This window comes from Acinetobacter sp. LoGeW2-3 (assembly GCF_002688565.1).
In the GTDB taxonomy this organism is placed as follows: Bacteria; Pseudomonadota; Gammaproteobacteria; order Pseudomonadales; family Moraxellaceae; genus Acinetobacter.
This window is the reverse complement of record NZ_CP024011.1, coordinates 1880001-1906534: the sequence shown is the minus strand read 5'-3', so window position 1 is coordinate 1906534 and position 26534 is coordinate 1880001. Positions and strand designations below refer to the sequence as shown.

Genomic DNA, 26534 nt, shown 5'->3' with positions numbered 1-26534 from the left:
TAAGTACATTGTGTGGCATGATATAATCCACCCTGCGTCCTTATGTTTTTTGACTACACATTTTTTGGTCAACTACAGATACGCCGGGGCTGGACTTGAAAATAACAAATTCATCCCCATCTTAAATTACTGAATTTCATTTTAAATATTTTATCAGACAGCTTCACTGCTGAATATTCTGATGAAATATGTAGGCTATTCACTAAATTTAATGAGCTTAAGTCGTGCATTACTGTACGATTTTTTACTGTCACAGATTCAACGAAGAGTAAGCAAAGATGAGCGATATGACTTCCCCTACTTCACAAGTAGCGGCTCTGATTAGCCGAGGCAAAGAACAAGGTTATTTAACCTTCGCTGAGGTTAACGATCATCTCCCAGACTCGATCACAGAAAGCGAACAGATTGAAGATATCATTCAGATGCTGAATGACGTCGGCATTCCGGTACATGATCGCGCGCCTGAATCTGATGATACGATGTTTGAGGACACTGCAGAAGCTGCCGATGAAGTTGCAGAAGAAGAAGCTGCAGCAGTACTTGCATCTGTAGAAAATGAGCCAGGTCGTACAACTGACCCTGTGCGTATGTATATGCGTGAAATGGGTACCGTTGAACTGTTAACGCGTGAAGGCGAAATCAGCATTGCGAAACGTATTGAAGAAGGGATCCGTGACGTTCTTCACTCAATTGCTTACTGGCCGAATGCTGTAGAAGTTGTACTCCAAGAATACAAAGATTATGAAGCGGGCGAACGCCGCCTTGCTGACCTTCTGTCAGGTTACCTAGACCCTGAATCAGATGAAGAAATTCCAGAAGTACTGGAAGAAGTCGCTGAAATCGAAGAAGACGAAGAAGCAACGACCAAGTCAACCAAAGATGTAAAACTGGATGATGAGGAAGATGAAGAAGAGTCTGACAGTGATGACGATTCTGAAGGTGACTCAGGTCCAGATCCAGAAATCGCTAAAGTGCGTTTTGCTGAACTGTCAGATGCCTGGAAAAATACCAAAGCTGTAATCGAAAAGCATGGTCGCAACAGCAAAGAAGCAGAAGACGCACTACAAGCTTTGGCGACTGTGTTCATGATGTTCAAATTCACACCGCGTCTGTTCGATATCATTTCTGAAATGATTCGTGGCACACATGACCAGATCCGTGGTGCAGAACGTGAAGTGATGCGTTATGCAGTGCGTCGTGGTCGTATGGATCGTACCCAGTTCCGTACTTCTTTCCCAGGTCAGGAATCGAATCCAGCCTGGTTGGATGAGCAAATCGCGAAAGCACCTGCTGATCAAAAAGGCTATTTAGAAAAAGTACGTCCTGACGTGTTGGCATTCCAGCAAAAAATTGCCGACATCGAAAAAGAGCTTGATCTGAAAGTTCGTGACATCAAAGACATCGCTAAACGTATGGCGGTGGGTGAAGCGAAAGCACGTCGTGCCAAGAAAGAAATGGTGGAAGCGAACTTACGTCTGGTAATTTCGATTGCGAAAAAATACACCAACCGTGGCTTGCAGTTCCTGGATCTGATTCAGGAAGGTAACATCGGTCTGATGAAAGCGGTTGATAAATTTGAATACCGTCGTGGTTACAAGTTCTCGACTTATGCTACCTGGTGGATTCGTCAGGCAATTACCCGTTCAATCGCGGATCAGGCACGTACCATCCGTATTCCAGTACACATGATCGAAACGATTAACAAGATCAACCGTGTATCTCGTCAATTACTTCAGGAAATGGGTCGTGAACCTACTCCGGAAGAACTGGGCGAACGTCTGGAAATGGACGAAGTGAAGGTTCGTAAAGTACTTAAAATCGCGAAAGAACCGATTTCGATGGAAACTCCAATCGGTGATGATGAAGATTCGCATTTGGGTGACTTCATTGAAGACAGCAACATCACCTCTCCTGTTGATGCTGCAACTTCAGAAGGTCTGAAAGAAGCGACGCGTGAAGTCCTAGAAAACTTGACTGAACGTGAAGCGAAAGTCCTGAAAATGCGTTTCGGTATCGATATGCCAACGGATCATACTTTGGAAGAAGTAGGTAAACAGTTCGACGTAACTCGTGAACGTATCCGTCAGATTGAAGCGAAAGCATTGCGTAAATTACGTCATCCTTCTCGTTCTGAACACCTGCGTTCATTCCTTGAAAATGACTAAGATTTGATACAATAGATGGAGACTTGAATTTCAGTTAAAAGTCTCCATTTAGGTATCCAGACAGACCCAAACGCCTGCGCTCATGCAGGCGTTTCGAATAGGGGGACTACATGTTAGACCGTACACCATCTCGTGAACTCCGCGAAGATCTTTGGGTTTTCCCGATGGATTACCCGATCAAACTCATTGGCTTGGCTGGCGAAGAGCTGCTGACCGCTGTGGTTGATATTTTTACCAAACACTTTCCTGAATTTGATGGTGATAGCGTAAGCATTACTCCATCACGTACTGGTAAATATCACTCGATTACTGCACAGTTACGTTTTCTTGAACTTGAACAAGTACACGCTGTTTATGCTGATCTGGCTGCTTGCCCATTGATCAAGACTGCGCTTTAAGACAGCTCAGGCTACAAATAAGAAACACGCTTTAGGGCGTGTTTTTTTATACCTGAAAATTCGTCCTAGACAATTATTATGAATCACGCCCCCCATCGCGGCTTGAAATCATTATAATTATTGACAGTACTTTTTAATCTTTTCAAGGACGCACACTGTGACAGATGCGGTTCAAAAACCTTCCCTGATTATTCGTCAATATAACGACTTGACTCCCTACGAAGACCGCTTTCTGGAAATGAAAGCCCTGACTGAAAACCGTGATGAAAACACCCCGGATGAGCTGTGGATTTTGCAGCATCATGATGTACTGACTCAGGGCCAAGCGGGCAAGCCGGAACATATCCTGATTCCATCCAATATTCCGGTGATTCAGACCGATCGCGGTGGTCAGGTGACTTGGCATGGCCCAGGTCAACTCGTTGCTTATTTTATGTTTGACTTGAATCGTCTCGGTTGGAATGTGCGTACCCTTGTTTCCTACGCCGAAAACCTGATGATTGAGCTACTCAAAAAGTATGGCATTGAAGCCTATGCCAAACCGGATGCACCGGGTGTCTATGTCAATGAACGCAAGATTGGTTCGCTCGGCTTTAAGATCCGTAAAGGTCGCAGTTATCATGGCCTATCTTTAAATATTGACTGTGACCTGACCGGCTTCCATACCATTAACCCATGTGGCTATGCTGGACTGGAAATGGTACGGATTAATGACCTGGTGAGTAACCCGCCAAAATTTGCTGACTTGTGTGTGCAAATTATTGAAACTTTAACCAGCAGCGGTTACTTTAAGGACGTGAGTGTCGAGCAAAGATAAAGCCTTTGCATTTCAATAATAAATAAATTAGAGTAATTACTCTAAACCAATAATATTCCAGGTAGGGATCATCACGTGATTGCAACTAAATCCGTTAAACCTGCTTTGCAACAAGCCTATGTCAAACTCATGATGGATGTGATTGGCAGAGGCTTGGTCATGGCAAGCCAGGTCGATGAGGAAATCAAAAAGGAAGTTGCCCAGTTTCCGGCGAATTTCAGTCTTTCTATGAAAGTTTTCCCCCACGGCCCGGCATTCATTGCCCGGGTCACTGAAGATAAGCGACTCGAACTCGTAAAGTCGATGGACACTGTGCCTGACCTGACGATTACCTTTAAGCATCTGCATCATGCCTTCTTGGTGTTTTCTTTCCAGGAAAGTACCTCACAGGCCTTTGCCCATGACCGTATGATTGCCGATGGTGATATTTCTTATGCCATCCGTCTGGTACGTTGCCTGAATAAAATGGAATCCTTGATTTTGCCGAAATTGGTCGCACAACTGGCAGTGAAAGAATATCCAAGCAATCTCAGCCTGAAAGAAAAATTAACTGAAGCAAGCAGCATCTATTTAAAAATTGCTCAATCTTATTTGAAACGGAGTGCCTAACATGACCAAGCCTTATTATGAGTTTTTCTGCCCAGTCAAGGTGATTGCAGGTCATGCTGCGCTCGAACATATTCCATTTGAACTTTCGACTTTAGGTGCTAAACGTCCGCTGATCATTACTGATAAAGGCGTACGTGCCAATAATCTGCTTGCTCCAATCGAAGCGGCTTTTGAATCCACCGATGCAGAGATTGCAGCGATTTTTGATGATGTACCGCCAGACTCAAGTTTAGGTACGGTACGTCGTGCTGCACAGCTGTATCGTGACAATAACTGTGACGCGATTATTGCCATCGGTGGTGGTTCAGTGATCGATACTTCAAAAGCAACTAATATTTTGGTCTCCGAAGGTGGCGATGACCTGCTGAAATATTCAGGTGCACATAACCTGCCAAAACCTTTAAAGCCATTTTTTGTGATTCCAACTACATCGGGTACTGGTTCTGAAGTGACCATGGTTGCAGTCGTATCAGATACTGAAAAGAACCTGAAAATGCCATTCGCATCTTATTACCTGATGCCGCATGCTGCGATTCTGGATCCACGTATGACCCAGACTTTGCCGCCACACCTCACTGCAATGACTGCAATGGATGCGATGACACATGCGGTAGAAGCTTATACCTGTATGGCAGCCAATCCGATTTCTGATGCCTATGCCATAGCAGCGGTGAAGAAAGTTAGCGAAAACTTATTCAAGGTTCTCGATAATCCATCTGATGCTCAGGGTCGTTTGGAACTCGCTCAAGCGTCTACCATGGCAGGTATTGCTTTCTCGAATTCTATGGTTGGTCTGGTGCATTCTCTTGGACACGCGCTAGGTGCAGTGGCTCATTTGCCACATGGACTATGTATGAACCTGTTCCTGCCTTATGTACTGGAATATAACAAGGAAGTAAATGGTGGCAAGATCGCAGACCTATTATTGCCATTGGCCGGTCCAGATATCTATGCACAAACACCGGGTCATCTGCGTGCTGATAAAGCAATTGCGACAATTCTGGCAATGCGAGACCGTATTTATGCGCTGACCAAATTACCGCGTACATTAAGTGAAACAGGTAAGGTTTCTGAAGCGCAACTGGATGAAGTTGCCGAGAAGGCATTAAATGATGGTTCCATCATTTACAACCCGAAAGAAGCTACCCTGGAAGATTTGAAATCGATCTTAAAAAAAGCTTGGTAATTCTTGAAAAATAAGCCAATATAGCGAAAATTTAGGGCCTGATGTTTTTTTAAGCATCAGGCTTTTATCTTGCATGAAAAGACGCCCAAAAATTATGATCACTTTGGCATATTTCATGCTGTAGTAATCTCAAAAAAATTGCTAGCAAAAATGTTCATTCTAGAGTAGATTGGCGCGCTTTTGCTTAATTTGTAGGGGGGATCGTTCGTCTCAAACGATCCTTATAAATATGACTGATCCTTGATCAACGATTAAGAGGATAACGCCGTTGACAAATTTCTCTGGGACTCAATCGGCAGCTAAACTGCAAAAAACGCTGGGACTCTGGCACATCATTATTATTGGTTTAGCTTATATTCAACCAATGACATTATTTGATACTTTTGGCCTGGTATCTGAAGAAAGTCATTTGCATGTTCCTACGTCTTACATTATTGCCCTGGTTGCAATTTTGTTTACATCGATCAGCTATGGTCACATGATCCGTCGCTACCCTTCTTCGGGTTCGGCGTATACCTATGCCCAAAAATCTATTCACCCGAATCTTGGCTTTATGGTGGGTTGGTCTTCCTGGTTAGACTACCTGTTGTCGCCTATGGTGAACATCATCCTGGCCGTGATTTACCTGGAAGCACTGTTCCCGGCTGTAAACCACTGGGTCTGGGTGATTGTATTGACCGCTTTCATGACAGGGATCAACCTGCGTGGCGCGCGTTTTGTTGCAAACTTCAACAGTATGATCGTGTTCATCCAGTTGCTGGTGATTGGTATCTTTACCTGGATGGTATTTACCAAGCTACAGGCTGGTTTCAATGCCGACGGTCCAATTACTGCTGAACAGCGTTATCAGTTATGGAGTCTGGAACCTTTCTGGAATGAGCTGACTTCAGTCGGTGCTCTGGTCACAGGTGCAACCTTACTATGCTTCTCGTTCACCGGTTTTGACTCTTTAAGTTCTCTGGCTGAAGAAACAAAAGATACTGAAAAAACCCTGCCTAAAGCAATTTTCTTGACTGCTTTAATCGCCGGTGTGATTTTCATTATCAGTACTTACTTCATGCAGTTGTATTTCCCATCTGCACCGGGTTCTTACTTCGAGAATATTGCCGAAACTCAGCCAGAAATTCTGCTGTTAGTCGGTGGTTCACTGTTCCAGTCTTATGTACTTGCTTTCGCAATCGTGACAGTAATGGCGTCTGGTATCTCTGCACACGCAGGCGTATCACGTCTGATGTATGTCATGGGTCGTGATGGTGTGATCAACAAGAAAATCTTTGGTCATATCAGCCCACGTAACTTTACGCCTTCATACAATATTATGATTGTGGGTGCGGTTGCCCTAACTGCTGGTTTTATGGATCTTGATATCGTGATTTCAATGATCAGTTTCGGTGCCTTGACTGCATTTACTTTCGTAAACCTGTCGGTGATTTCACGTTATGCATTGCGTGATGGCCGTACTAAAACAGCGAAAGATATTTTCAGCTTCGTGGTGATTCCACTTTTAGGCTTCTTCAGTATCTTTGCAATGTGGCTAGAAATTGAAGAAACTGCACTGAAATACGGTTTATGGTGGGCAATGTTCGGTATCCTGTACTTAGGCTACAAAACTAAGGGCTTTAAGCACCCTGCTCCACAACATAACGAGTTTGAATAATTCTTTGAATTGTTCAGACTTGAAAAAGGCGCCTTGTGCGCCTTTTTTATTCCTCATCCATTAGTATTTTAGCTCAGTTCAAAATTATTTTAGACGACAGTTAAATCCCATACGGGTATCGACAATATTGTCCTTATAGCCTAGCCGTTCAATAAAGACATTACGGTCCTTTAATACTTCCTGACTTTCTGGACTCAAGCGCGCCTTGTTCTGCACAGCTAGGCGATAGGTTTCATTGACCACACCCTGAAAGATATTACAGACTTCCTGACGTTTCGGTTGATTCAGGATTCGTCCTCGCCAGCTCCATTCGAAATCCTCTTTGGTTAAAGTTTTACCCCAAGCTTCAATGCGGTCATTCAGTCGTTGCTGCATCTCTGCCATACCTTGCTTAATTTCTTCTTGGATGAGTGGTTTGACTTCTTCTGCCGGCTGTTGCGGTTCTTCCTGTGCCTGACTTGATACACTGAACATTAATAAAGCTGCACAACTTGCTGTGATCCATTTTTTTTGCAATTTATCTTCCTTTTTATAAAGTACTTAGCTTTGTTATAGCGAAGATCAGCTGAAAGATAAAATGAAGAGCCTTTTCTGTTACATAAATTAAAAAAAGCCGCCTGATGGCAGCTTTCTTTAAAAATAAATAAAGGAGTCAGTTAAAGTGGTTTGAAACCCTGCTGACGCCATGCTTCATAAACAATTACCGCTGTCGCATTAGACAGATTTAAGCTACGTGAATTCTCAGCCATTGGCAGACGAATCCAGTGTTCTTTTGGAAACATCATCCGCACATTTTCTGGCAGGCCACGTGTTTCTGGCCCCATCAATAATGCTACAGAGCGGTTTAAATCCGAAGTATGCGGGGTTTCAAAACCTTTGGTGGTTAGCGGATAAACCGCATCTGTACCCACACCTTTAGAAGCCAAATCCGCCAGACATTCCTCGATATTTTCCCAGATTTGCATATGGGCATATTCATGGTAATCCAGACCTGCACGTTTTAGCTTTTTGTCATCCAGCTCAAAGCCAAGCGGCTTGACCAAATGCAACTGTGCTCCCGTATTTGCGCATAGGCGAATAATATTACCTGTATTGGCAGGAATTTCAGGCTCATATAAAACAACATGGATCACAGCTTTTCTCTACTTTTGGGAGTTCAGTAGTCGTTTACGACCACTGAAGTTTTTCACGTAAACGCACCACTTCACCAATAATGGTCAAGGTTGGTGCCTGAATATGGTGCTCGGATACTTTAGATGCAATATCTTGGAGCGTTCCGACCACGACTTTTTGCTCTGGTGTGGTGCCTTTTGATACCAAAGCGACTGGCATATCTGGACGTTGACCGTGAGCAATCAGTTGAGCACAGATTTTTTCTAGTCCAACTAGACCCATATACAGCACTAGCGTCTGGTTTTCATAGACCAGTTCATTCCAAGGCAACTCAGGTGAACCTTCCTTTAAATGCCCAGTCAGGAAACGTACACTTTGTGCATAATCACGGTGAGTCAATGGAATACCAGCATAAGCTGAACAGCCTGAAGCTGCAGTAATGCCAGGCACGACCTGAAAAGCCACGCCAGCAGCGAACAGCTCTTCAATCTCTTCACCACCACGACCAAAGATAAACGGATCACCGCCTTTTAGACGACAGACACGTTTACCTTCGCTGGCATATTTTACCAATAAAGCATTAATCCCTTCTTGGGGCACAGCATGATTCGAGCGAGCCTTACCAACATAGATCTTCTCTGCATCCCGGCGACATAATTCCATGATTGGTGCAGAGACCAGACGATCGTAAATCACCACATCAGCCTGTTGCATTAAGCGTAAGGCTTTCAGCGTCAGCAATTCTGGATCACCGGGACCAGCACCAACCAGATAGACTTCACCTTTCGGTTTTTGCCATTCATTCAGGGCTTGCTCAATCAGACGGTCGGCTTCAGCCAGGTTGTCATTGAATACCTGTTCTTTCAGTGGACTGGCATACAAGTCTTCCCAGAAGATACGGCGTTCATCGGGATTACTAATCTTGGCTTTAACTGCACTACGCCATTTACCTGAGAACTCAGCCAGTTTACCCATACCATGTGGAATAGTGGCTTCCAGCTGGGTACGAATCTGACGGGATAATACTGGTGAAGTGCCGTTGCTGGCGACTGAAATAATCAGCGGTGAACGATCGATAATCGCGGGTACCATGAAACGGCAATGTGGCGGATCATCAACACTGTTGACCAGCACATTTTCAGCTTCACAGTCTTCAAAGACCTGACGATTGACCGCAGCATCATTGGTTGCTGCAATCACCAGACGGTAAGAACGTAATGGAATTTCAGGATTGAAAGGTGCCTGAACATATTGACCGGCGGTCGCTTGAACAATCTCAAGCAGACCTGCTTCAATTTCAGGTGCAATCACCGAAATGACTGCGCCTGCTTTCTGCAAAAGTACCGCCTTGCGGTAAGCAATATGTCCACCACCGACAATCAGACAAGGTTGCTGCTGCAACTTTAACGAGATTGGGAAAATATCCACGAAAAGCCTCAAATATTAAGATCTGACTGTCTAAGCAATTTTCATGCACATTTTGGTGCACACATCGATTTTTAGTCGATGTAAGTTGCACCACCCATGTATGGACGTAATACTTCAGGAATCTCAATTGAACCATCAGCACGTTGGTAGTTTTCCATCACAGCCAATAAAGTACGACCCACTGCCAGGCCTGAACCATTCAATGTATGTACGAATTCAGTTTTCTTCTGGTCAGCACGGTAACGCGCTTTCATACGGCGTGCCTGGAAATCACCCATGTTTGAACATGAAGAAATTTCACGATACGTATTTTGGCTTGGCACCCACACTTCTAAGTCATAAGTCTTGGTTGAACCAAAGCCCATGTCACCACCACACAAAATGATCTTACGGTATGGCAGACCTAGTGCTTGCAAGATGCCTTCAGCGTGACCGGTTAAGTCTTCAAGTGCCTGCATAGAATCTTCAGGCTTAACGATCTGAACCATCTCAACTTTGTCAAACTGGTGCTGACGAATCAGACCACGGGTGTCACGACCATAAGATCCTGCTTCACTACGGAAACATGGCGTATGCGCTGCATATTTCAGTGGCAAACGATCCGCATCGATGATTTCATCACGTACGAAGTTGGTTACTGGTACTTCGGCTGTTGGAATCAGATAAAATTCTTTTTCGCCTTGCAGTTTGAACAGGTCTTCTTCAAATTTTGGTAACTGACCTGTACCACGTAGAGAATCAGCATTTACCAAGTAAGGCACATACGCTTCGGTATAACCATTTTTAGTGGTATGCGTATCCAGCATGAACTGGGTAATCGCACGTTGCAGACGTGCTAATGGACCTTTTAGGACGCTGAAACGGGAACCGGTTAATTTAGTCGCTGTTTCAAATTCCAGACCACCCATCATTTCGCCCAGGTCAGTATGGTCTTTGATTTCGAAATCAAATGTACGTGGTGTGCCCCATTTCAGGATTTCTACGTTGTCATTTTCATCTTTGCCTTCAGGAACAGATTCATCTGGAAGGTTAGGAATAGACAATGATTTTTCTTCAAGTTCCGCTTGCAGTTCAGCCAGTGCAGCTTCAGCAGCCTTGATCTCATCGCCAATCGCAGACATGCGTGCCATGATTTCAGACGCATCACCACCGGCTTTTTTGATTTGGCCAACTTGTTTCGCACCCGCATTACGCTCAGCCTGTAGCGATTCAGTTTTGGACTGAATTTCTTTACGGCGAGCTTCAAGTGATGCCCACTCTTCGACATTCAGTTGAACACCACGTTTTGCCAAGGCTAAATTTACAGCCTCAATATTATTTCTGAGTAATTTCGGGTCGATCATAGCCAATCTTTAGATAAGAAAAAAACTGGCTATAGTGTAAGCTCTTAACGGCAAAAAATACAGTGACCTGGTAGATGGCTGAGCCTTATTAGCACAATATTTAAGGGGTTGTCGCTGCCAATCCCGATAAATATTCCGGCTTGATCAGCTTGCTCAAGTCTGCATAGGGAATTTTCAGTTCAGGCATGCCCACAGCATAATCGGCTAGCTCATAGAGTGGATACACAAGTACCAAACCATTAGCACCAAAGTAGAAATTATCACTGAGTTTTAACTGATCTTTGCTCACACCCTGGGTATTGAGCCACACCATGTTTGATTCATACAAGGCATCTAGCAGCTGCTGTTCTGTACCTTTTTGCAAAATATCTTGTAAAGCAATGCGCTTTTTCTGATCAAGATCCAGATTGACATATTCGGTATGGTACAGGCTATGCTCTGCACCGGTTTTAAAGCTATAGCTCTTGATCACAAAAGTCGCCAGATTATGACGCTGACCAATAAAATTAATCGTCATAGAGCGTTGCTCTACGCTACTCAGCTCCTGCTCTTCAGCTGTTTTTTCTCCACCTTGTGGCTGAGAAAAAGCAACTGGTTCAGCACGTTGCAGACGCTCCTGAAAATAATGATCGATCCAGGAAACATTCGTTTCTACAGTTTGCAGATCAAAACGGGTGCAGCCTTCTTTTTCACAAGATAAATTTTTAGCATTCTTGATCGGCACAGTTTTCGCCTGAATCAGCGGAATCGCGTCCTGTTTCTGCTCGACCGCTGTACTCGCTTGCGGTTCTTCTTGCTGCTGACAACCAAACAATCCGCCTATACCCATCCCAACCAGCGTTGCGAGAAGTAAAGGTTTAAATTGCTGCATCTTCATCCTGAAATCCTACACTTTTACAGTTTTTAATAAGTAGATAGCCTTACTATACAAAGTCCCTAGATAGATTGATACGTGTAGATAGCTGAAGATCCTTCTAAATCAGTATTTCCTCCTATAAGAACAATAAAAAAGGCAGCTTCGTTAGCTGCCTTTTATTCAGTCAGGTTTTAACCTTACTGATCAATAATGTCTGTGCCTTTAGGCGGTGTGAAATTAAAAGTAGATGCCGGAATGCTGGCATTCACTTTCACATTACTAAAGTTGATATAGGTGGTTTGACCCAATGAATCTTCTAGAATCATTAGACTCGGTGCTTTATTCGCGCCAAAACTAATAGTCAGACTTTCAAAGACACCATCGCTCGCTTTCGGGAACAGCTTGTAATAGGTCTTGCCTTTATTCGGCTGAGTCACACGATAAGACTGCATGATCTGATTGGTATTACCAGACAATAATAATGCTGGTGTATTGGCTACCTGCTCATCCAAGCTCTGACGGACTGCTTGCTGCAAGTCTGGGTCATAGATCCAGACAGTTTTACCTGTTGTAGCAATAGTTTGTTTCGAAGGTGCAGTCGTTTCCCAATAGAATTTACCCGGACGCTGCACTTTCATCACACCACGGAAAGTCTGGTTCATGTGCTGGGCACTTAAACCTTTTTTCTGAGTTGCTTTAGGATTGGTAATCTTGGTAGTTTGCTCAAAGTTTGCAGTTAAGCTACGAATATTGCTGAGCTGTTTCACCAGATTCGTAGTGGCTTGCTGCTCCGTCGCTGCAGTTGCGGCAAATACAGTCGTACTCATGACAGGTGCCAGTGTCGCCGCACCGATTGTTATGGCACATACAGTTTTACGAAGCATATTCATAATCTCACCTTTTTGTATTTGCATATCGCTATTTATCTAAGGACTCATCTTAAACCAATTTCTAAAACTAAGATGATAGAAAATAAGAAGTTTTGTATTGTTATTAATGCAGAATTCTAGTTTATGTTCATCATGATGAAGATAAATGTTCATTCTTCAACCATATTTTTAGACCGAAATATCAATCTTCAAGCATAAAAAAACCCACAGAATCTGTGGGCTTTTTTCTATCTCAGCAGATTATGCTTCAACAGATACGTAGCGACGACCGAATTGGCCTTTCACTTCGAATTTTACTACGCCATCAGCAGTAGCAAATAGTGTATGGTCACGGCCCATACCTACGTTTTGGCCAGCGTGGAATTCAGTACCACGTTGACGAACGATGATGTTACCTGCAGTTACAGTTTGACCACCGTAAACTTTAACACCTAACATCTTAGGATTCGAATCACGACCGTTCTTAGTCGAACCACCGGCTTTTTTAGTTGCCATGTCTCATTACTCCTAGTAATTAGCCTGAAATGCTAGTAATTTTCAACTCGGTGAACCATTGACGGTGACCTTGTTGTTTACGGTAGTGCTTACGACGACGCATTTTGATGATGCGGATTTTGTCGTGACGACCATGGCTAACTACTTCTGCAGTTACTTTAGCGCCAGCTACCACTGGAGCACCGATTTGAATGCTTTCACCGTTTACAAGCATCAACACGTCATCAAAAGTAACAGTTGCGCCAGTTTCAGCTTTCAATAATTCAACTTTAAGGGTTTCACCCTCAACTACACGGTGCTGTTTACCACCGCTTTGGATTACTGCGTACATAATGTACTCCAAATATGCCCGTGTCGTCGTGCCGATAAAGGGATATACCGGTCTTAAAACGTACGCCACTGGGGGTTATACAAGGGCAAAGATTTTAAGGGATATTCGGAGAAACGACAAGCCATTTTATAGAAATATTGATGAACGCATTTATCCATCTCTTTGAGATTATACTAATTTTAGTAAAATCAGATACTCATGCAAATTTTTGCTACAAAAATCAACAGAGCAAGACGGCTATTTTTGAGTAGTATACTGAGCCACAAATTTCGGAGTACATGATCCGTAGAGGTAAATCGATCAAGTACAGTCAGCCACCTGAATCGGGCTGGATGGAATATATTCTTCATAAAAAGCTGATTTTTAGTGGAGTTTGTACGTTTCTTATGTTTCTTGGATGTTATAAATTGTTAAACTACCCACTTGAGATTTACCAAACTAGAGGTTTCCTTTCACATGACCATCGACTTTAAGCAAGATATTCTCGCTCCTGTGGCACACGACTTTGCTGCGATGGACACATTCATTAATGAGGGGATTACTTCAAAAGTTGCCTTAGTCATGGCGGTCAGCAAGCATGTGGTTGAAGCCGGCGGCAAACGTATGCGCCCGATTATGTGCTTACTTGCAGCCAAAGCCTGTGGTGCAGATGATCTGGATCAGCATCGTAAACTGGCAGCCATTATTGAAATGCTGCATACCGCAACGCTGGTACATGACGATGTCGTGGATGAATCTGGTTTACGTCGTGGCCGTCCAACGGCAAATGCGACCTGGAACAACCAGACCGCGGTACTCGTTGGTGACTTCCTGATCTCTCGTGCCTTTGACCTGCTGGTCGATCTGAACAACATGGTATTGCTGAAAGACTTCTCAACCGGTACTTGTGAAATTGCCGAAGGTGAAGTGTTGCAGTTACAGTCGCAACATCAGCCTGAAACCACTGAAGAAACGTATTTAAATATTATTCATGGCAAAACTTCGCGCCTGTTTGAACTGGCGACTGAAGGTGCTGCGATTCTATCGGGTAAAGAAGAATACCGTGCACCGCTACGAATCTTTGCCGGTCATTTTGGTAATGCTTTCCAGATCATTGACGATATTCTGGATTACACTTCAGATGCAGAAACACTGGGCAAGAACATTGGCGATGACCTGATGGAAGGTAAACCGACCCTGCCATTGATTGCTGCACTGAAAAATACCTCTGGGGATGACTTCGAGATTGTGCGTAAGAGCATCGCGACGGGCGGTACTGAACATCTTGAACAGGTGATTCGTATTGTTAATGCCTCCGGTGCTCTGGATTATTGCCGTCAGCGTGCGACTGAAGAAACCGAAGCTGCGATTACTGCACTGGATCAGCTTCCGGATTCTGAATACCGTCAGGCGCTGATTAACTTGGCCAAACTTGCGCTTCATCGCATTCAATAGATCTCCAACTCGCCTATGCATATTAAGTTTCTCGATATTTTCCAAAGCATGCAGCAACAGCTTGAGCAGCCTCAAGCTAAGTTGGATGAAAACCTGTTAATTGAACTCGTTGATCGTATACGACCAAAAGACAGCAAGAATACCGAAGAAATCGAAGAAAAATTTCAGGCATTTTTACAGTCATTATTGATCACACCGAATGCGGTTTCTACCTTGCAGACTTTTGTGCTGCGGGTGATTAACCGCTACAAACAGACCAGCCTATTTTCTGATACAGGTATTTTGTCCTTAGATGGTTTCTGGAATCAGCTGAATCAGCGTATTGGCGCCCATATTCTGCCGATGATTCCGGATGAGAAAAGCCTGCAGGAACTCATGCGCCGCATTTTTCATGAACGCAGTGACCGTTACTGGCTGGATTATCTGGCTGATGAAGACTGGTTGCGTCTATTTAGCGTCATGAATCAGGGCCATTCTAATCAGCCTGAAAAAACCCGGATTAAAGATGAGCTGATCAAGGCACTGACTATTCTGTCTTATCGGATCAGTGGTATCGGTCTGCATCCTGAATTTATTAATGCCCAACCTGAACTGATGGAATATGAATCGCCTTTTCTGATTCAGAACCGTGAAATCAATGAGTTTATTCAGGAATATAAAAAGCGCTTTAATAATGTAGAGCTGGTTGATTCCATCCTGCCACCCGATGCCTCTCAGGCCATGGTAATGCTGGAACAATGTCATGATGTGGTAGCAAAGATTCGCCGCTCGACCAAACGCATTGGTGTTAGTGTCAGCCTGACTTACATGCTGGCACTCTTGGAACAGTGTTTAGAACGAATTGAAATTCTGCTGAATATGATCATGGATGATGACCAGTTGCGTTATCAGTCTATGGGACATTTTCTGGTTGATATTACTGAAGCGCTTTATAGTGAACGTAGTGTCCGTTCCCTGCTGGCAACCAACAGTGAACTTCTGGCTTTACAGGTGACTGAAAATGCTTCCAAAACTGGTGAGCATTATGTAAGTACCGATAAGCAGGGCTTCCTGGACATGTATAAGGCAGCCGCCGGTGCTGGGGTCATTATTGCCATCATGGCTTCCCTGAAGGTATTAATGACTCGCTTGACGATGGCACCGTTGATGCAGGCCTTTAGCTACAGCATGAATTACTCGCTGGGCTTTATGCTGATTCATGTGCTGCATTTTACTGTTGCGACCAAACAGCCTGCCATGACCGCAGCTGCACTGGCCTCTACCGTACAGCAGCGCAAAGGCTCTAAAACCGCCCAGATTGCTGAACTGGCTGCGCTGATCGTAAATATTATCCGGACCCAGTTTGTAGCAATCCTCGGGAATATTTCCATTGCCATTCCAGTTGCGGCTTTGCTGACCTTTATGTGGGATGCGGCACTGCATGAACCGTTAATGAATCATGCCAAGGCTGCCAAGACCTTACATGACCTGAATCCGTTTACATCATTGGCGATTCCACATGCTGCGATTGCTGGAGTTTGTCTATTCCTGTCTGGCTTACTGGCTGGTTATTTTGACAATATGGCAGTGTACCGTAAGGTCGGGCCACGTCTTAGAGCTCATGCCCGTCTGGCGACCCTGATGGGACAAGAGCGCTTAAATCGTTTTGCCGAATATATGGAACGTAATCTCGGAGCCTTAGGCGGTAACTTTATTTTCGGGATTATGCTCGGCAGTATGGGTACCATTGGTTATATCCTCGGTCTACCGTTGGATATCCGCCATATTGCCTTTGCTTCAGCCAACTTTATTCAAGGTCTGATGAATATTAATGGCCCAGATATTGGCTTGATTGTGGTGTCATTCCTGGGTGTGTTACTGATTGGCCTGACCAACTTGTTCGTCAGCTTTAGCCTGACCATTATTGTGGCATTACGTGCGCGTCGGGTGCGTTTCGAACAATGGAAGCCATTGGCTAAATTAGTCATGACCCATTTCCTGACGCGACCAAGCGATTTCTTCTGGCCACCGAAGCAAGATGTTGATATTGACGAAAATCATACAACCAGCAAAGGTTGAAGCTGAGACAATTCTGGGTGATTTATCAACAGAATTACCTAATAAAAATATGGATTTTGTTTAAATTACGCACACTTGAAAAAAAGTGTACTGACAAGTACACTTCAGGGCAGACGGTTAACCGATATCATATCGGTTAGAAAGAACAAGGATATTCGGCGTGTCCTTTCTGTTGCTTTTTGCCGGTATTTTTATTTGATTTTTCAATGTGTTCGCTCACTCTATTTCAGCCTTTGGTAAGTTCGATTTACTTGTTGCTGAATAAATAAAGCGTTATACCACGATCAGTCTGGATGAAATAACCGTACCATAAAGCGCATGGATGGCATGCCATTTGTATAACTTTTAGCCATACGCTGGTGTATTAATCCAGTTTGGTATAAAAAGTATGCAAACTTAATTTTATATGTGTCGGAATTCTCGGAGGAATTGTCCTCAAATGGCGATTTAAAGTTCTCTTTGCCCGAGTTCGGCTTTCTGGATTTTTTCACTAAATGAATAATACAGATGGCCCATTCCAGCTATGCCGCTCGGTGATTTACATCAGCCAGCAATATCTCCCTCATAAACTGATGGTGTGATGGGCATAAGAATTTAAAAACCCTGAGATGGGTACAGTTTCCTCCAGAGGCAGTAGCCGACTGGAGTATAAGTTTTATTTGGATCTCGTGATTGTGTTTAATTTTGATTAAATACAGTGCGTTAACGAATAAAAAATTTAGATAAAAATCTAATCGAGGTGGAACAATGATGTCTGCAAAGCTTTGGGCACCTGCCCTGACTGCTTGCGCATTAGCAACAAGTATCGCGCTTGTTGGTTGTAGCAAAGATCCGAAAGAGGGCCAGCCAGCTGGTGCTCAACAGCAAATGCCACCGACTGAAGTTGGTGTGCTGGTTGCACAGCCACAAAGCGTTGAGCAGTCTGTTGAACTCTCAGGTCGCACAACAGCATTTGAGATTTCAGAAGTACGCCCACAGGCGACTGGCGTAGTGCTAAAACGCTTATTCAGCGAAGGCAGCTATGTCCGTGAAGGTCAGGCACTGTATGAAATCGATTCGAGTACTAACCGTGCTACAGTTGATAATGCTCGTGCAGCAATTGCACGTGCTGAAGCAAACCTGGGCGTGTTGCGTGTTAAAGAAGGTCGCTACCGTCAATTGGTGGGCACAAATGCGATTTCTAAACAGGAATATGACGACATCGTAGCGCAGGTAAAACTGGCGGAAGCCGACCTGAATGCGAACCGTGCAACCCTGCGTAATGCTGAAATCAACTTAGGCTATTCAACTGTACGTGCACCGATTTCTGGTCAGACCAACCGTTCTTCGATCACAGCCGGTGCTTTAGTGACTGCAAACCAACCAGATCCGTTAGTGACAATTCAACGTCTAGATCCGATCTATGTAGACATTAACCAGTCAAGTGCTGAATTGCTGCGTCTTCGTCAGCAGTTGAGCAAAGGCGATCTGAACAGCTCTAACAACACCCGTGTGAAGTTAAAACTGGAAGATGGCAGCGTCTACCCTGTTGAAGGTCGTCTAGCATTCTCTGATGCCAGTGTGAATCCTGAAACCGGTACTGTGACACTGCGTGCAGTATTCCCGAACAAAAATCATTTGTTGCTACCAGGGATGTTTGCCACTGCGCAAATCGTTCAGGGTGAAGTACCAAATGCTTACCTGATTCCTCAGGCGGCATTAACACGTACCCCTACTGGCCAGGCAGTTGCAATGCTTGTGAATGCTAAAGGCCAAGTGGAAAGCCGTAATGTAACTACGGTTGGCTCTCAAGGTCAAAACTGGATCGTGACTGAAGGTCTGAATCCGGGCGACAAAGTGATTGTAGATGGTATTGCGAAAGTAAAACCTGAACAACAAGTCGTGGCTAAACCATACCAGCCTCAAGCTGCTGCACCGCAGGGTGCTGCACAACCTGCTGCCCAACAACCTGGCGCAGCGAAAAAAGCGGATGATGCAAAAGAACAATCTGAACAAAAACCTGCTGCTAAAGCATAAGGAGTAAGGTTTATGGCTCAATTCTTTATTCATCGTCCCATCTTTGCATGGGTGATTGCACTGGTGATCATGCTGGCAGGTATTTTGACGATTAGCAAAATGCCAATTGCCCAGTATCCAACCATTGCACCGCCTACGGTAACAGTTTCTGCGACTTATCCAGGTGCATCTGCTGAAACGGTTGAAAATACCGTGACTCAGATCATCGAGCAGCAAATGAATGGTCTGGATGGTCTGCGTTATATCTCATCTAACAGTGCGGGTAACGGTCAGGCTTCTATTGCCTTGAACTTCGAACAAGGGATCGATCCAAACATCGCCCAGGTTCAGGTACAAAACAAATTACAGTCTGCAACTGCCCTTCTGCCTGAAGATGTACAGCGTCAAGGTGTGCGTGTCACCAAATCAGGTGCCAGCTTCCTGCAAGTTGTTGCATTCTATTCACCAGATGAAAGCCTGACTGCAGACGACATTAAAGACTATGTCAACTCAAATATTTCAGAACCGCTCAGCCGTGTTCCGGGTGTAGGTGAAGTTCAGGTCTTTGGTGGTTCTTATGCCATGCGTATCTGGCTGGATCCTGCCAAAATGGCAAACCTGCAAGTAACACCGAGTGATGTTGCTCAGGCGATTCGTACCCAGAACGCGCAGGTTGCAGTGGGTCAATTAGGTGGTGCGCCACAGATTGAAGGTCAAGTGCTAAATGCAACTGTGACTGCACAAAGCCTGTTGCAGACACCAGAACAGTTCAAAAATATCTTCCTAAGAAACACCAATAGTGGTGCACAAGTCCGTTTGGGCGATGTAGCACGTATTGAACTGGGTGCGGACAACTATCAGTTCGTATCCAAGTTCCAGGGTAAACCTGCTGGTGGTGTGGCGATCCGTTTGGCGACTGGTGCCAATGCACTGGATACTGCAGAAGCAGTAGAAGCACGTTTAAAAGAACTGCGTCAAAACTATCCTCAAGGGATGAAAGATGAACTGGCATTTGATACAACGCCATTCATTAAGTTATCGATTGAATCGGTAGTACATACCCTGGTTGAAGCAGTAGTGCTAGTATTCCTGGTAATGTTCTTGTTCTTGCAGAACTGGCGCGCAACCCTGATTCCAACCATGGCGGTTCCTGTCGTGGTATTGGGTACTTTTGCCATCATTAACATCTTCGGCTTCTCGATTAACACCTTGACCATGTTCGCAATGGTATTGGCGATTGGTCTGTTAGTGGATGACGCGATCGTTGTCGTGGAAAACGTCGAGCGTGTGATGACGGAAGAGCATCTAGACCCTGTCGCAGCGACCGAAAAGTCGATGAAACAGATTTCTGGTGCACTAATCGGTATTACCTCCGTCCTGTCTGCGGTATTCGTACCAATGGCATTCTTCGGCGGTACAACCGGTGTTATTTACCGTCAATTCTCGATTACGCTTGTGACTGCAATGGTATTGTCACTGGTTGTGGCATTAACCTTCACCCCTGCCCTGTGTGCCACCATTCTGAAACAGCATGATCCTAACAAGGCACCAAGCAACAGCCCTGCAGCACGCTTCTTCCGCTGGTTTAACACAAGCTTTGACAAGGTTGCTGTGAAATACCAGGGTGGCGTGAACTTCATGACGCACCATAAGATTATTTCTGGTGTGATCTATGCAGTTGTGATCGGTATTATTGTGGCCCTGTTTGTCCGCTTACCTTCTTCATTCTTACCGGATGAAGACCAAGGTGTCGTGATGACACTGGTGCAGTTACCACCAAATGCAACCTTGGAACGTACTGGCAAAACTATTGATGCGATGAACAACTTCTTCCTGAATCAGGAAAAGGACAGTGTCGAATCCGTGTTCAGTGTTGCTGGCTTCTCGTTCACGGGTGTTGGTCAAAACGCTGGTCTGGCTTTCATCAAATTGAAAGACTGGGAAGAGCGTACAACGCCTGAATCACAAATCGGTGCCATTATCGGTCGTGGTATGGCACTCAACATGATCGTGAAAGATGCTACTTACATCATGCCACTGCAACTTCCTGCAATGCCTGAACTGGGTGTTTCTGCCGGATTCAACATGCAGTTAAAAGATGCAAGCGGCGGTGGTCATGAAAAATTACTGGCTGCACGTAATGCTGTACTCGGTATGGCTGCACAAGACAAACGCCTGATGGGTGTGCGTCCAAATGGTCAGGAAGATACACCACAGTACAAAATTATTGTGGACCAAGCTCAAGCTGGTGCTGCAGGTGTAAGTATCTCTGAAATCAACAGCACCATGAGCATTGCCTGGGGTGGTTCATATGTGAACGACTTCCTGGATCGTGGTCGGGTGAAAAAAGTGTATGTTCAGGGCCAATCTGATTCTCGTATGATGCCGGAAGACCTGAACAAGTGGTATGTACGTAATAACCAGGGTCAAATGGTTCCATTCTCCACCTTCGCAACTGGCGAATGGGTATATGGTTCACCTCGTCTTGAGCGTTATAACGGCGTATCATCAATGAACATTCAGGGTACTCCAGCGCCAGGTGTCAGCTCAGGTGCTGCTATGCAGGCGATGGAAGAAATCATTGCAAAACTGCCTTCTATGGGCTTGCAAGGTTTCGACTTCGAATGGACTGGTCTGTCTCTGGAAGAGCGTGAATCTGGTGCTCAAGCACCGTTCCTATATGCCCTTTCACTGTTGATCGTATTCCTGTGTCTTGCTGCATTGTATGAAAGCTGGTCAATTCCGTTCTCAGTACTGCTGGTAGTTCCATTGGGTATTGTTGGTGCATTGACGTTGACTTTCCTGGGTATGATCATCAAAGGTGATCCGAACCTGTCCAACAACATTTACTTCCAGGTGGCAATTATTGCCGTGATTGGTTTGGCTGCGAAGAATGCGATCTTAATCGTAGAGTTCGCGAAAGAACTTCAGGAACAAGGTGAAGAACTGTTTGAAGCAACAATGCATGCTGCAAAAATGCGTTTGCGTCCAATCATCATGACCACTTTGGCCTTCGGTTTTGGTGTACTTCCACTTGCCCTGTCTTCAGGCGCCGGTGCAGGTAGCCAGCACTCGGTAGGTTATGGTGTACTGGGTGGTGTGATCAGTTCAACACTGTTGGGTATCTTCTTTATTCCAGTCTTCTATGTCTGGATCCGGACGGTCTTCAAGTACAAACCAAAACAACAAAATAAACAGGAGCAAACCTCGTGATGCATAAAGTATGGTCTGTTTCAGGTCGTGGCATTGCGGTTTCTGCACTTGCGCTTGCTTTGACAGCTTGTCAAAGCATGCGTGGCCCAGAGCCCGTGGCACAAGCCGACATTCCGCAAAGCTATATCGGTTCTGCCTCAGGCACTTCCGTTGCTGAGCAAGGTTATAAAGATTTTTTTGCTGATCAACGCTTGGTTCAAGTTATTGATTTAGCTTTAAACAATAACCGCGATTTACGTACTGCAGCGCTGAATATTCAGCGCGCGCAGCAAGCGTACCAGATCACTGAAAACAATCAGCTTCCAACCATTGGTGCCAGTGGCAGCGTATTGCGTCAGGACACCATGAGCACACAGAGCCGTGGTGCAACGACGACCTATAATGTCGGTCTAGGTGTGACTGCCTACGAACTGGACTTCTGGGGTCGCGTACGCAGTTTGAAAGATAATGCTCTAGACACTTATCTGGCAACTGCGAGTGCGCGTGATGCAACGCAAATCTCGCTGATCAGCCAAGTGGCTCAGGCATGGTTGAATTATTCATTCGCCAATGCCAACTTGAAGCTTGCCAATCAAACCCTGCAAACGCAGCTTGAGTCTTTTAACCTCAACAAAAAACGTTTCGATGTGGGTATCGACAGTGAAGTTCCTGTTCGTCAGGCACAAATCTCTGTAGAAACTGCACGTAATGATGTTGCGAACTACAAGACTCAGGTGGCACAGGCACAAAACCTGTTAAATCTGCTTGTCGGGCAAGCTGTACCGACAAATTTATTGCCAGCTGATCGTGTGACCCGGATTACTACGGCATCCGCTTTAGGTTCAGGTCTTCCAAGTGACCTGCTCGTTAACCGTCCAGACATCCGTACTGCGGAATATCAACTGTCTGCTGCAGGTGCCAACATTGGTGCTGCACGTGCTCGTTTGTTCCCAACCATCAGCCTGACTGGTTCTGCTGGTTATGCATCAACTGACCTAAGCAACCTGTTTAAATCAGGTAGTTTCGTTTGGTCGCTTGGTCCTAGCTTAGATATTCCAATCTTTGATTGGGGTACACGTAAAGCCAATATCAAAATTTCAGAAACAGACCAGCAAATTGCATTGTCTGATTATGAAAAATCGATTCAGTCTGCTTTCCGTGAAGTGAACGATGCCCTTGCAGTGCGTCAGAACATCGGTGACCGTTTAGCGGCTCAACGTCGTCTGGTTGATGCAACTAATACTACCTATCGCCTGTCGAATGCCCGCTTCCGCGCAGGGATCGACAGCTACTTAACCGTATTGGATGCACAGCGTACCTCGTATGCGGCAGAACAAGGTCTGTTATTGCTTGAACAGGCAAACCTGAACAACCAAGTGGAATTGTACAAATCTTTAGGTGGCGGTTTAAAAACCAATACTACAGATACGATTCAATACCCACCATCTACCGCTGAACGCAAACAGGCAAATCAGCAGTAAGTCTCGGTTTTTGATCTTATTGAAAAAGCTCACTTCGGTGGGCTTTTTTTATTGCTTTTCATTCTGGAGTTTCTTATCTTCAAAGTTAATCAGAATCAGATACTCTTTTCCTTATGCTACTCAGTAATTTGGAATCCGTCCCGGGACATGTCATTAGCCGTCAAATTGATGTGGTCTATGGCAGTACCGTGCGTAGTAAACATGTTGGTCGCGACTTACTGGCAGGTTTGAAAAATATTGTCGGAGGTGAACTGACCGCCTATACCGAATTGTTAGAAGAATCCCGTCAAGAAGCCATGAACCGTATGATTGAGAAAGCACGCCAGATGGGTGCTAATGCGATTGTCGGTATCCGTTTTTCCACTTCCAATATTGCACAAGGTGCATCCGAATTGTTTGTCTATGGCACAGCAGTTGTGGTGGAACCGAATGTTCCCAAACTTCCTGATCCCTTCCCTTCAGCAGGTTAAGCGATGGATAACCTGATTTTTCAGTTTGTCGTATTTGCCATTCTGTTCTCGGTCGGTTTTGGCTTTGGCCGTTATTATGAACAGAAGCACCTAAAAGAGCTGGCTGAACAGGAAACACGACTTGCCCATATTGTTTTGGATACGCATCGTTTTGCCACGTCAGAATTTGAAGGACAGCTGATTAGCTCGAATGTGGTAATTTCCCATGATTATTTTAAATATGTGATCGCCAATATTCAGAACCTCTTGGGTGGACGTCTGATCAGCTATGAAAGTATTGTAGAGCGGGCACGTCGGGAAGCTATAGTTCGCTTAAAGCGTGAAGCTCAGAAAATCGGTGCCACTCAGATTATGGGATTGCGCTTAAGTACCACGGAACTTGGCATGCAAGGTGGCATGGTTGAAGTATTTGCCTATGGCACAGCGATTAAAAAGCTTAGGTCCTAGAAAAACTTTATAGTCTTTCGGTAAATAAAATCCCATTCAGGTGGTCAATTTCATGCTGTACGATCCGTGCAGCAAAGCCACTAAATTCAGCATCGACTTGTGCGCCTTCCATAGTGTAATAACGTACCCAGATGTCCTGTGCACGAGCAACTTTACCACGTTGATCCGGCACACTTAAGCAACCTTCTTCCTCCTGAACCTGTGTTTCAGAAGCATGCAAAATTTCGGGATTGACCATGCTTACTGGTTCCATAAATGGCGCATCGGGATAACGTAAGTTCGGACGTGAAGCGACGATAATCACCCGCTTAGAGATATACACTTGCGGTGCTGCAATACCGACACCTTGACGATCCAGCATAGTGTCCATCATGGCTTTATTCAGCTGATATAACCACTCACTGCCAAATTCAGAGTCTGCTACAGTAGTCGCGACAAGCCCTAAAATCGCCTCACCTTGCTTGGCAACTGTTAATACAGTCATGTTGAATCCCTCTTTATTTAAGGCAGTACATCTATTCTTTATAATCCAGTTTTAACGTGTTCTAAAGCAGAATTTTTATAATCCATATCACTGAGATAATCTTCAAACCCATTGTTTTATGATGATAGAGAACATGAACAGTGATTAAAAAAATACTAAATCCTCTCTGATTTTTAGTTTAACTCTCTATGCAATTTAAGTTTTTATTATTCCAAAGCATTTTATAAATAGCTTTTTTTATAACTTTTAGTTTATCTTTATGAAAGAAAGATTGATTATTCAACAAAAAATGCTTCTTTTAAAATCAATCAAATACCACTCTATGGATTAAGGATTTCAGCATGGATGCACATCCGCGCCTGACACGAGCAGATAAACGTACCCTTGGACTTTCATCACTGGGCGGCGCGCTCGAGTTTTATGATTTCGTCATCTATGTGTTTTATGCCAAGCTCATTTCTGAGCTTTTCTTCCCAAGCACTCTCAGTCCTTTCTGGGCTATGCTGAATACCTATGGCATCTTTGCAGCCGGTTATTTCTTCCGTCCATTGGGTGGTGTGGTGATGGCTCACTTTGGTGATCTGATTGGACGAAAACGCCTGTTTAGTTTGTCGATCCTGTTAATGGCGCTTCCAACCCTAATGATTGGTGTAATGCCGACCTTTGAAAGCATTGGCTATGCTGCGCCAATTCTTTTACTGTTAATGCGTGTGTTACAAGGCATTGCCATTGGTGGTGAAATTCCAGCGGCCTGGACCTTTGTTTCTGAGCATGTGCCTGAACGTCGTATCGGGATTGCCAATGGTGTACTCACCGCAGGTCTATCCCTCGGGATTCTGCTAGGTGCGCTGATGTCACTCTTCATTTCCCTACAGTTTTCTGAAGCCGAAATTAAAGATTGGGCATGGCGTATTCCCTTTATCCTCGGGGGTATTTTTGGTTTCGTGGCGCTGTACTTACGGAGTTACCTAAAAGAAACGCCCGTATTTAAAGCCATGCAGGCGAAAAAGGAACTGGCAAAAGAATTACCGGTAAAACAGGTTCTGGCAAAGCATAAAACCGGTGTGGTAATCGGGATGCTATTTACTTGGTTCTTAACAGGTTGCGTAGTGGTACTGATTCTAGCCATGCCAAACCTGCTCGTTGGTGCCTTTGGTTTTGAACGTGCTGATGCCTTTAGAATGCAAAGTGCCGCGATCGTAATGCAAATGGTCGGCTGTATATTGGCGGGCGTGCTGGCCGATCGTTTTGGTGCTGGCCGCGTAATTCTGTTTGGTTCTCTTTTGGTTGCAGCAATGGCTGGCATTTTCTATAACAGCCTGGGGCATGTCGCTCCATCAACCGTGTTTATGCTGTACATGCTGTTGGGCTTAAGCTCGGGTACAGTTGGCATGGTGTCTTATAGCATGGTGAAAATGTTCCCGGCGCAGATCCGCTTTACCGGTATTTCGTTCTCTTATAACCTGGCGTATGCGATTGCCGGCGGGATTACCCTACCACTAGTACAATGGCTCAGCCTGTATAGCAATATTGGTGCAATGTACTATGTCTGGACCGTATGTCTGGTGACTCTGTTCACTGCCCTGATTTACAGAAGTAAATTTGAAAAAGCAGCAAGCTGATCAATAAAAAATATACTTATAAAAAGAGCCCGAATATGGGCTCTTTTTATTTGGTCATCTAGT

General features: G+C 44.7%; 23 protein-coding genes. 14 read left to right on the top strand and 9 right to left on the bottom strand.

What is annotated here, in order from left to right; genetic code table 11:
- Positions 1 to 278: 278 nt before the first annotated feature.
- From rpoD to BS636_RS09090, 6 genes are all read left to right on the top strand, one after another.
- Positions 279 to 2165, top strand: coding sequence for an RNA polymerase sigma factor RpoD (rpoD, locus tag BS636_RS09115; protein WP_099338467.1), 1887 nt, complete (start codon positions 279 to 281; stop codon positions 2163 to 2165).
- A gap of 110 nt (positions 2166 to 2275) precedes the next feature.
- Positions 2276 to 2563, top strand: coding sequence for a YbeD family protein (locus tag BS636_RS09110; RefSeq protein WP_099338466.1), 288 nt, complete (start codon positions 2276 to 2278; stop codon positions 2561 to 2563).
- Positions 2564 to 2720: 157 nt separating this feature from the next.
- Entirely contained in the window at positions 2721 to 3380 is a 660-nt protein-coding gene (lipB, locus tag BS636_RS09105; RefSeq protein WP_099338465.1) for a lipoyl(octanoyl) transferase LipB, read from the top strand.
- Positions 3381 to 3455: 75 nt separating this feature from the next.
- Positions 3456 to 3989, top strand: coding sequence for a hypothetical protein (locus BS636_RS09100; RefSeq protein WP_099338464.1), 534 nt, complete (start codon positions 3456 to 3458; stop codon positions 3987 to 3989).
- A gap of 1 nt (position 3990) precedes the next feature.
- Positions 3991 to 5175 carry an iron-containing alcohol dehydrogenase gene (locus BS636_RS09095; RefSeq protein WP_099338463.1) on the top strand — a complete coding sequence of 395 codons (1185 nt, stop codon included), beginning with the start codon at positions 3991 to 3993 and terminating at the stop codon, positions 5173 to 5175.
- 268 nt (positions 5176 to 5443) lie between these two features.
- Positions 5444 to 6832, top strand: a complete 1389-nt coding sequence (locus BS636_RS09090) for an APC family permease (RefSeq protein WP_099338462.1) — start codon at positions 5444 to 5446, stop codon at positions 6830 to 6832.
- An 84-nt stretch (positions 6833 to 6916) separates the two neighbouring features.
- Here BS636_RS09090 and BS636_RS09085 read toward each other — a convergent pair whose 3' ends face one another.
- The 8 genes from BS636_RS09085 to rplU all read right to left on the bottom strand — a co-directional run bounded on the left by BS636_RS09085 (position 6917) and on the right by rplU (position 13288).
- On the bottom strand, positions 6917 to 7306 hold the full coding sequence (locus BS636_RS09085) for a hypothetical protein (protein ID WP_099339638.1): 390 nt from the start codon (positions 7304 to 7306) through the stop codon (positions 6917 to 6919).
- A gap of 182 nt (positions 7307 to 7488) precedes the next feature.
- Positions 7489 to 7965, bottom strand: coding sequence for a tRNA (cytidine(34)-2'-O)-methyltransferase (locus BS636_RS09080; RefSeq protein WP_099338461.1), 477 nt, complete (start codon positions 7963 to 7965; stop codon positions 7489 to 7491).
- A 34-nt stretch (positions 7966 to 7999) separates the two neighbouring features.
- Positions 8000 to 9373, bottom strand: coding sequence for a siroheme synthase CysG (gene cysG, locus BS636_RS09075; protein WP_099338460.1), 1374 nt, complete (start codon positions 9371 to 9373; stop codon positions 8000 to 8002).
- Between the two features lie 71 nt (positions 9374 to 9444).
- A complete protein-coding gene (gene serS / locus BS636_RS09070; RefSeq protein WP_099338459.1) occupies positions 9445 to 10716 on the bottom strand; it encodes a serine--tRNA ligase in 1272 nt (423 codons plus the stop codon).
- Positions 10717 to 10816: 100 nt separating this feature from the next.
- Positions 10817 to 11593, bottom strand: a complete 777-nt coding sequence (locus BS636_RS09065; RefSeq protein ID WP_099338458.1) for an RsiV family protein — start codon at positions 11591 to 11593, stop codon at positions 10817 to 10819.
- A gap of 176 nt (positions 11594 to 11769) precedes the next feature.
- Positions 11770 to 12462 carry an outer membrane lipoprotein chaperone LolA gene (gene lolA / locus BS636_RS09060; protein ID WP_099338457.1) on the bottom strand — a complete coding sequence of 231 codons (693 nt, stop codon included), beginning with the start codon at positions 12460 to 12462 and terminating at the stop codon, positions 11770 to 11772.
- Between the two features lie 240 nt (positions 12463 to 12702).
- Positions 12703 to 12957: a 50S ribosomal protein L27 gene (rpmA, locus tag BS636_RS09055; protein ID WP_004784896.1), complete on the bottom strand. Its 255-nt coding sequence runs from the start codon at positions 12955 to 12957 to the stop codon at positions 12703 to 12705.
- A gap of 19 nt (positions 12958 to 12976) precedes the next feature.
- A complete protein-coding gene (gene rplU / locus BS636_RS09050; protein ID WP_004814860.1) occupies positions 12977 to 13288 on the bottom strand; it encodes a 50S ribosomal protein L21 in 312 nt (103 codons plus the stop codon).
- Between the two features lie 456 nt (positions 13289 to 13744).
- On the opposite strand from rplU, the gene sdsA reads away from it, so the two are divergent.
- From sdsA to BS636_RS09015, 7 genes are all read left to right on the top strand, one after another.
- Complete coding sequence (sdsA, locus tag BS636_RS09045) at positions 13745 to 14722, top strand: All-trans-nonaprenyl-diphosphate synthase (protein WP_099338456.1); 978 nt, start codon at positions 13745 to 13747, stop codon at positions 14720 to 14722.
- 15 nt (positions 14723 to 14737) lie between these two features.
- Entirely contained in the window at positions 14738 to 16780 is a 2043-nt protein-coding gene (locus BS636_RS09040; RefSeq protein ID WP_099338455.1) for a site-specific recombinase, read from the top strand.
- A 747-nt stretch (positions 16781 to 17527) separates the two neighbouring features.
- On the top strand, positions 17528 to 18796 hold the full coding sequence (locus BS636_RS09035; protein WP_099338454.1) for an efflux RND transporter periplasmic adaptor subunit: 1269 nt from the start codon (positions 17528 to 17530) through the stop codon (positions 18794 to 18796).
- A 12-nt stretch (positions 18797 to 18808) separates the two neighbouring features.
- Positions 18809 to 21988 (top strand): efflux RND transporter permease subunit, encoded by a 3180-nt coding sequence (locus BS636_RS09030; protein ID WP_099338453.1) that lies wholly within the window; start codon positions 18809 to 18811, stop codon positions 21986 to 21988.
- A complete protein-coding gene (gene adeK, locus BS636_RS09025; protein ID WP_099338452.1) occupies positions 21988 to 23448 on the top strand; it encodes a multidrug efflux RND transporter AdeIJK outer membrane channel subunit AdeK in 1461 nt (486 codons plus the stop codon). The genes BS636_RS09030 and adeK overlap by 1 nt, the downstream gene beginning before the upstream one ends.
- Positions 23449 to 23561: 113 nt before the next feature.
- On the top strand, positions 23562 to 23918 hold the full coding sequence (locus BS636_RS09020) for a YbjQ family protein (protein WP_048882385.1): 357 nt from the start codon (positions 23562 to 23564) through the stop codon (positions 23916 to 23918).
- Positions 23919 to 23921: 3 nt separating this feature from the next.
- Positions 23922 to 24365 carry a YbjQ family protein gene (locus BS636_RS09015; protein WP_099338451.1) on the top strand — a complete coding sequence of 148 codons (444 nt, stop codon included), beginning with the start codon at positions 23922 to 23924 and terminating at the stop codon, positions 24363 to 24365.
- 7 nt (positions 24366 to 24372) lie between these two features.
- Here BS636_RS09015 and def read toward each other — a convergent pair whose 3' ends face one another.
- Positions 24373 to 24849, bottom strand: a complete 477-nt coding sequence (gene def / locus BS636_RS09010; protein WP_099338450.1) for a peptide deformylase — start codon at positions 24847 to 24849, stop codon at positions 24373 to 24375.
- A gap of 341 nt (positions 24850 to 25190) precedes the next feature.
- Here def and BS636_RS09005 point away from each other — a divergent pair, with 341 nt between their 5' ends.
- Positions 25191 to 26471, top strand: coding sequence for an MFS transporter (locus BS636_RS09005; RefSeq protein ID WP_099338449.1), 1281 nt, complete (start codon positions 25191 to 25193; stop codon positions 26469 to 26471).
- Positions 26472 to 26534 lie beyond the last annotated feature (63 nt).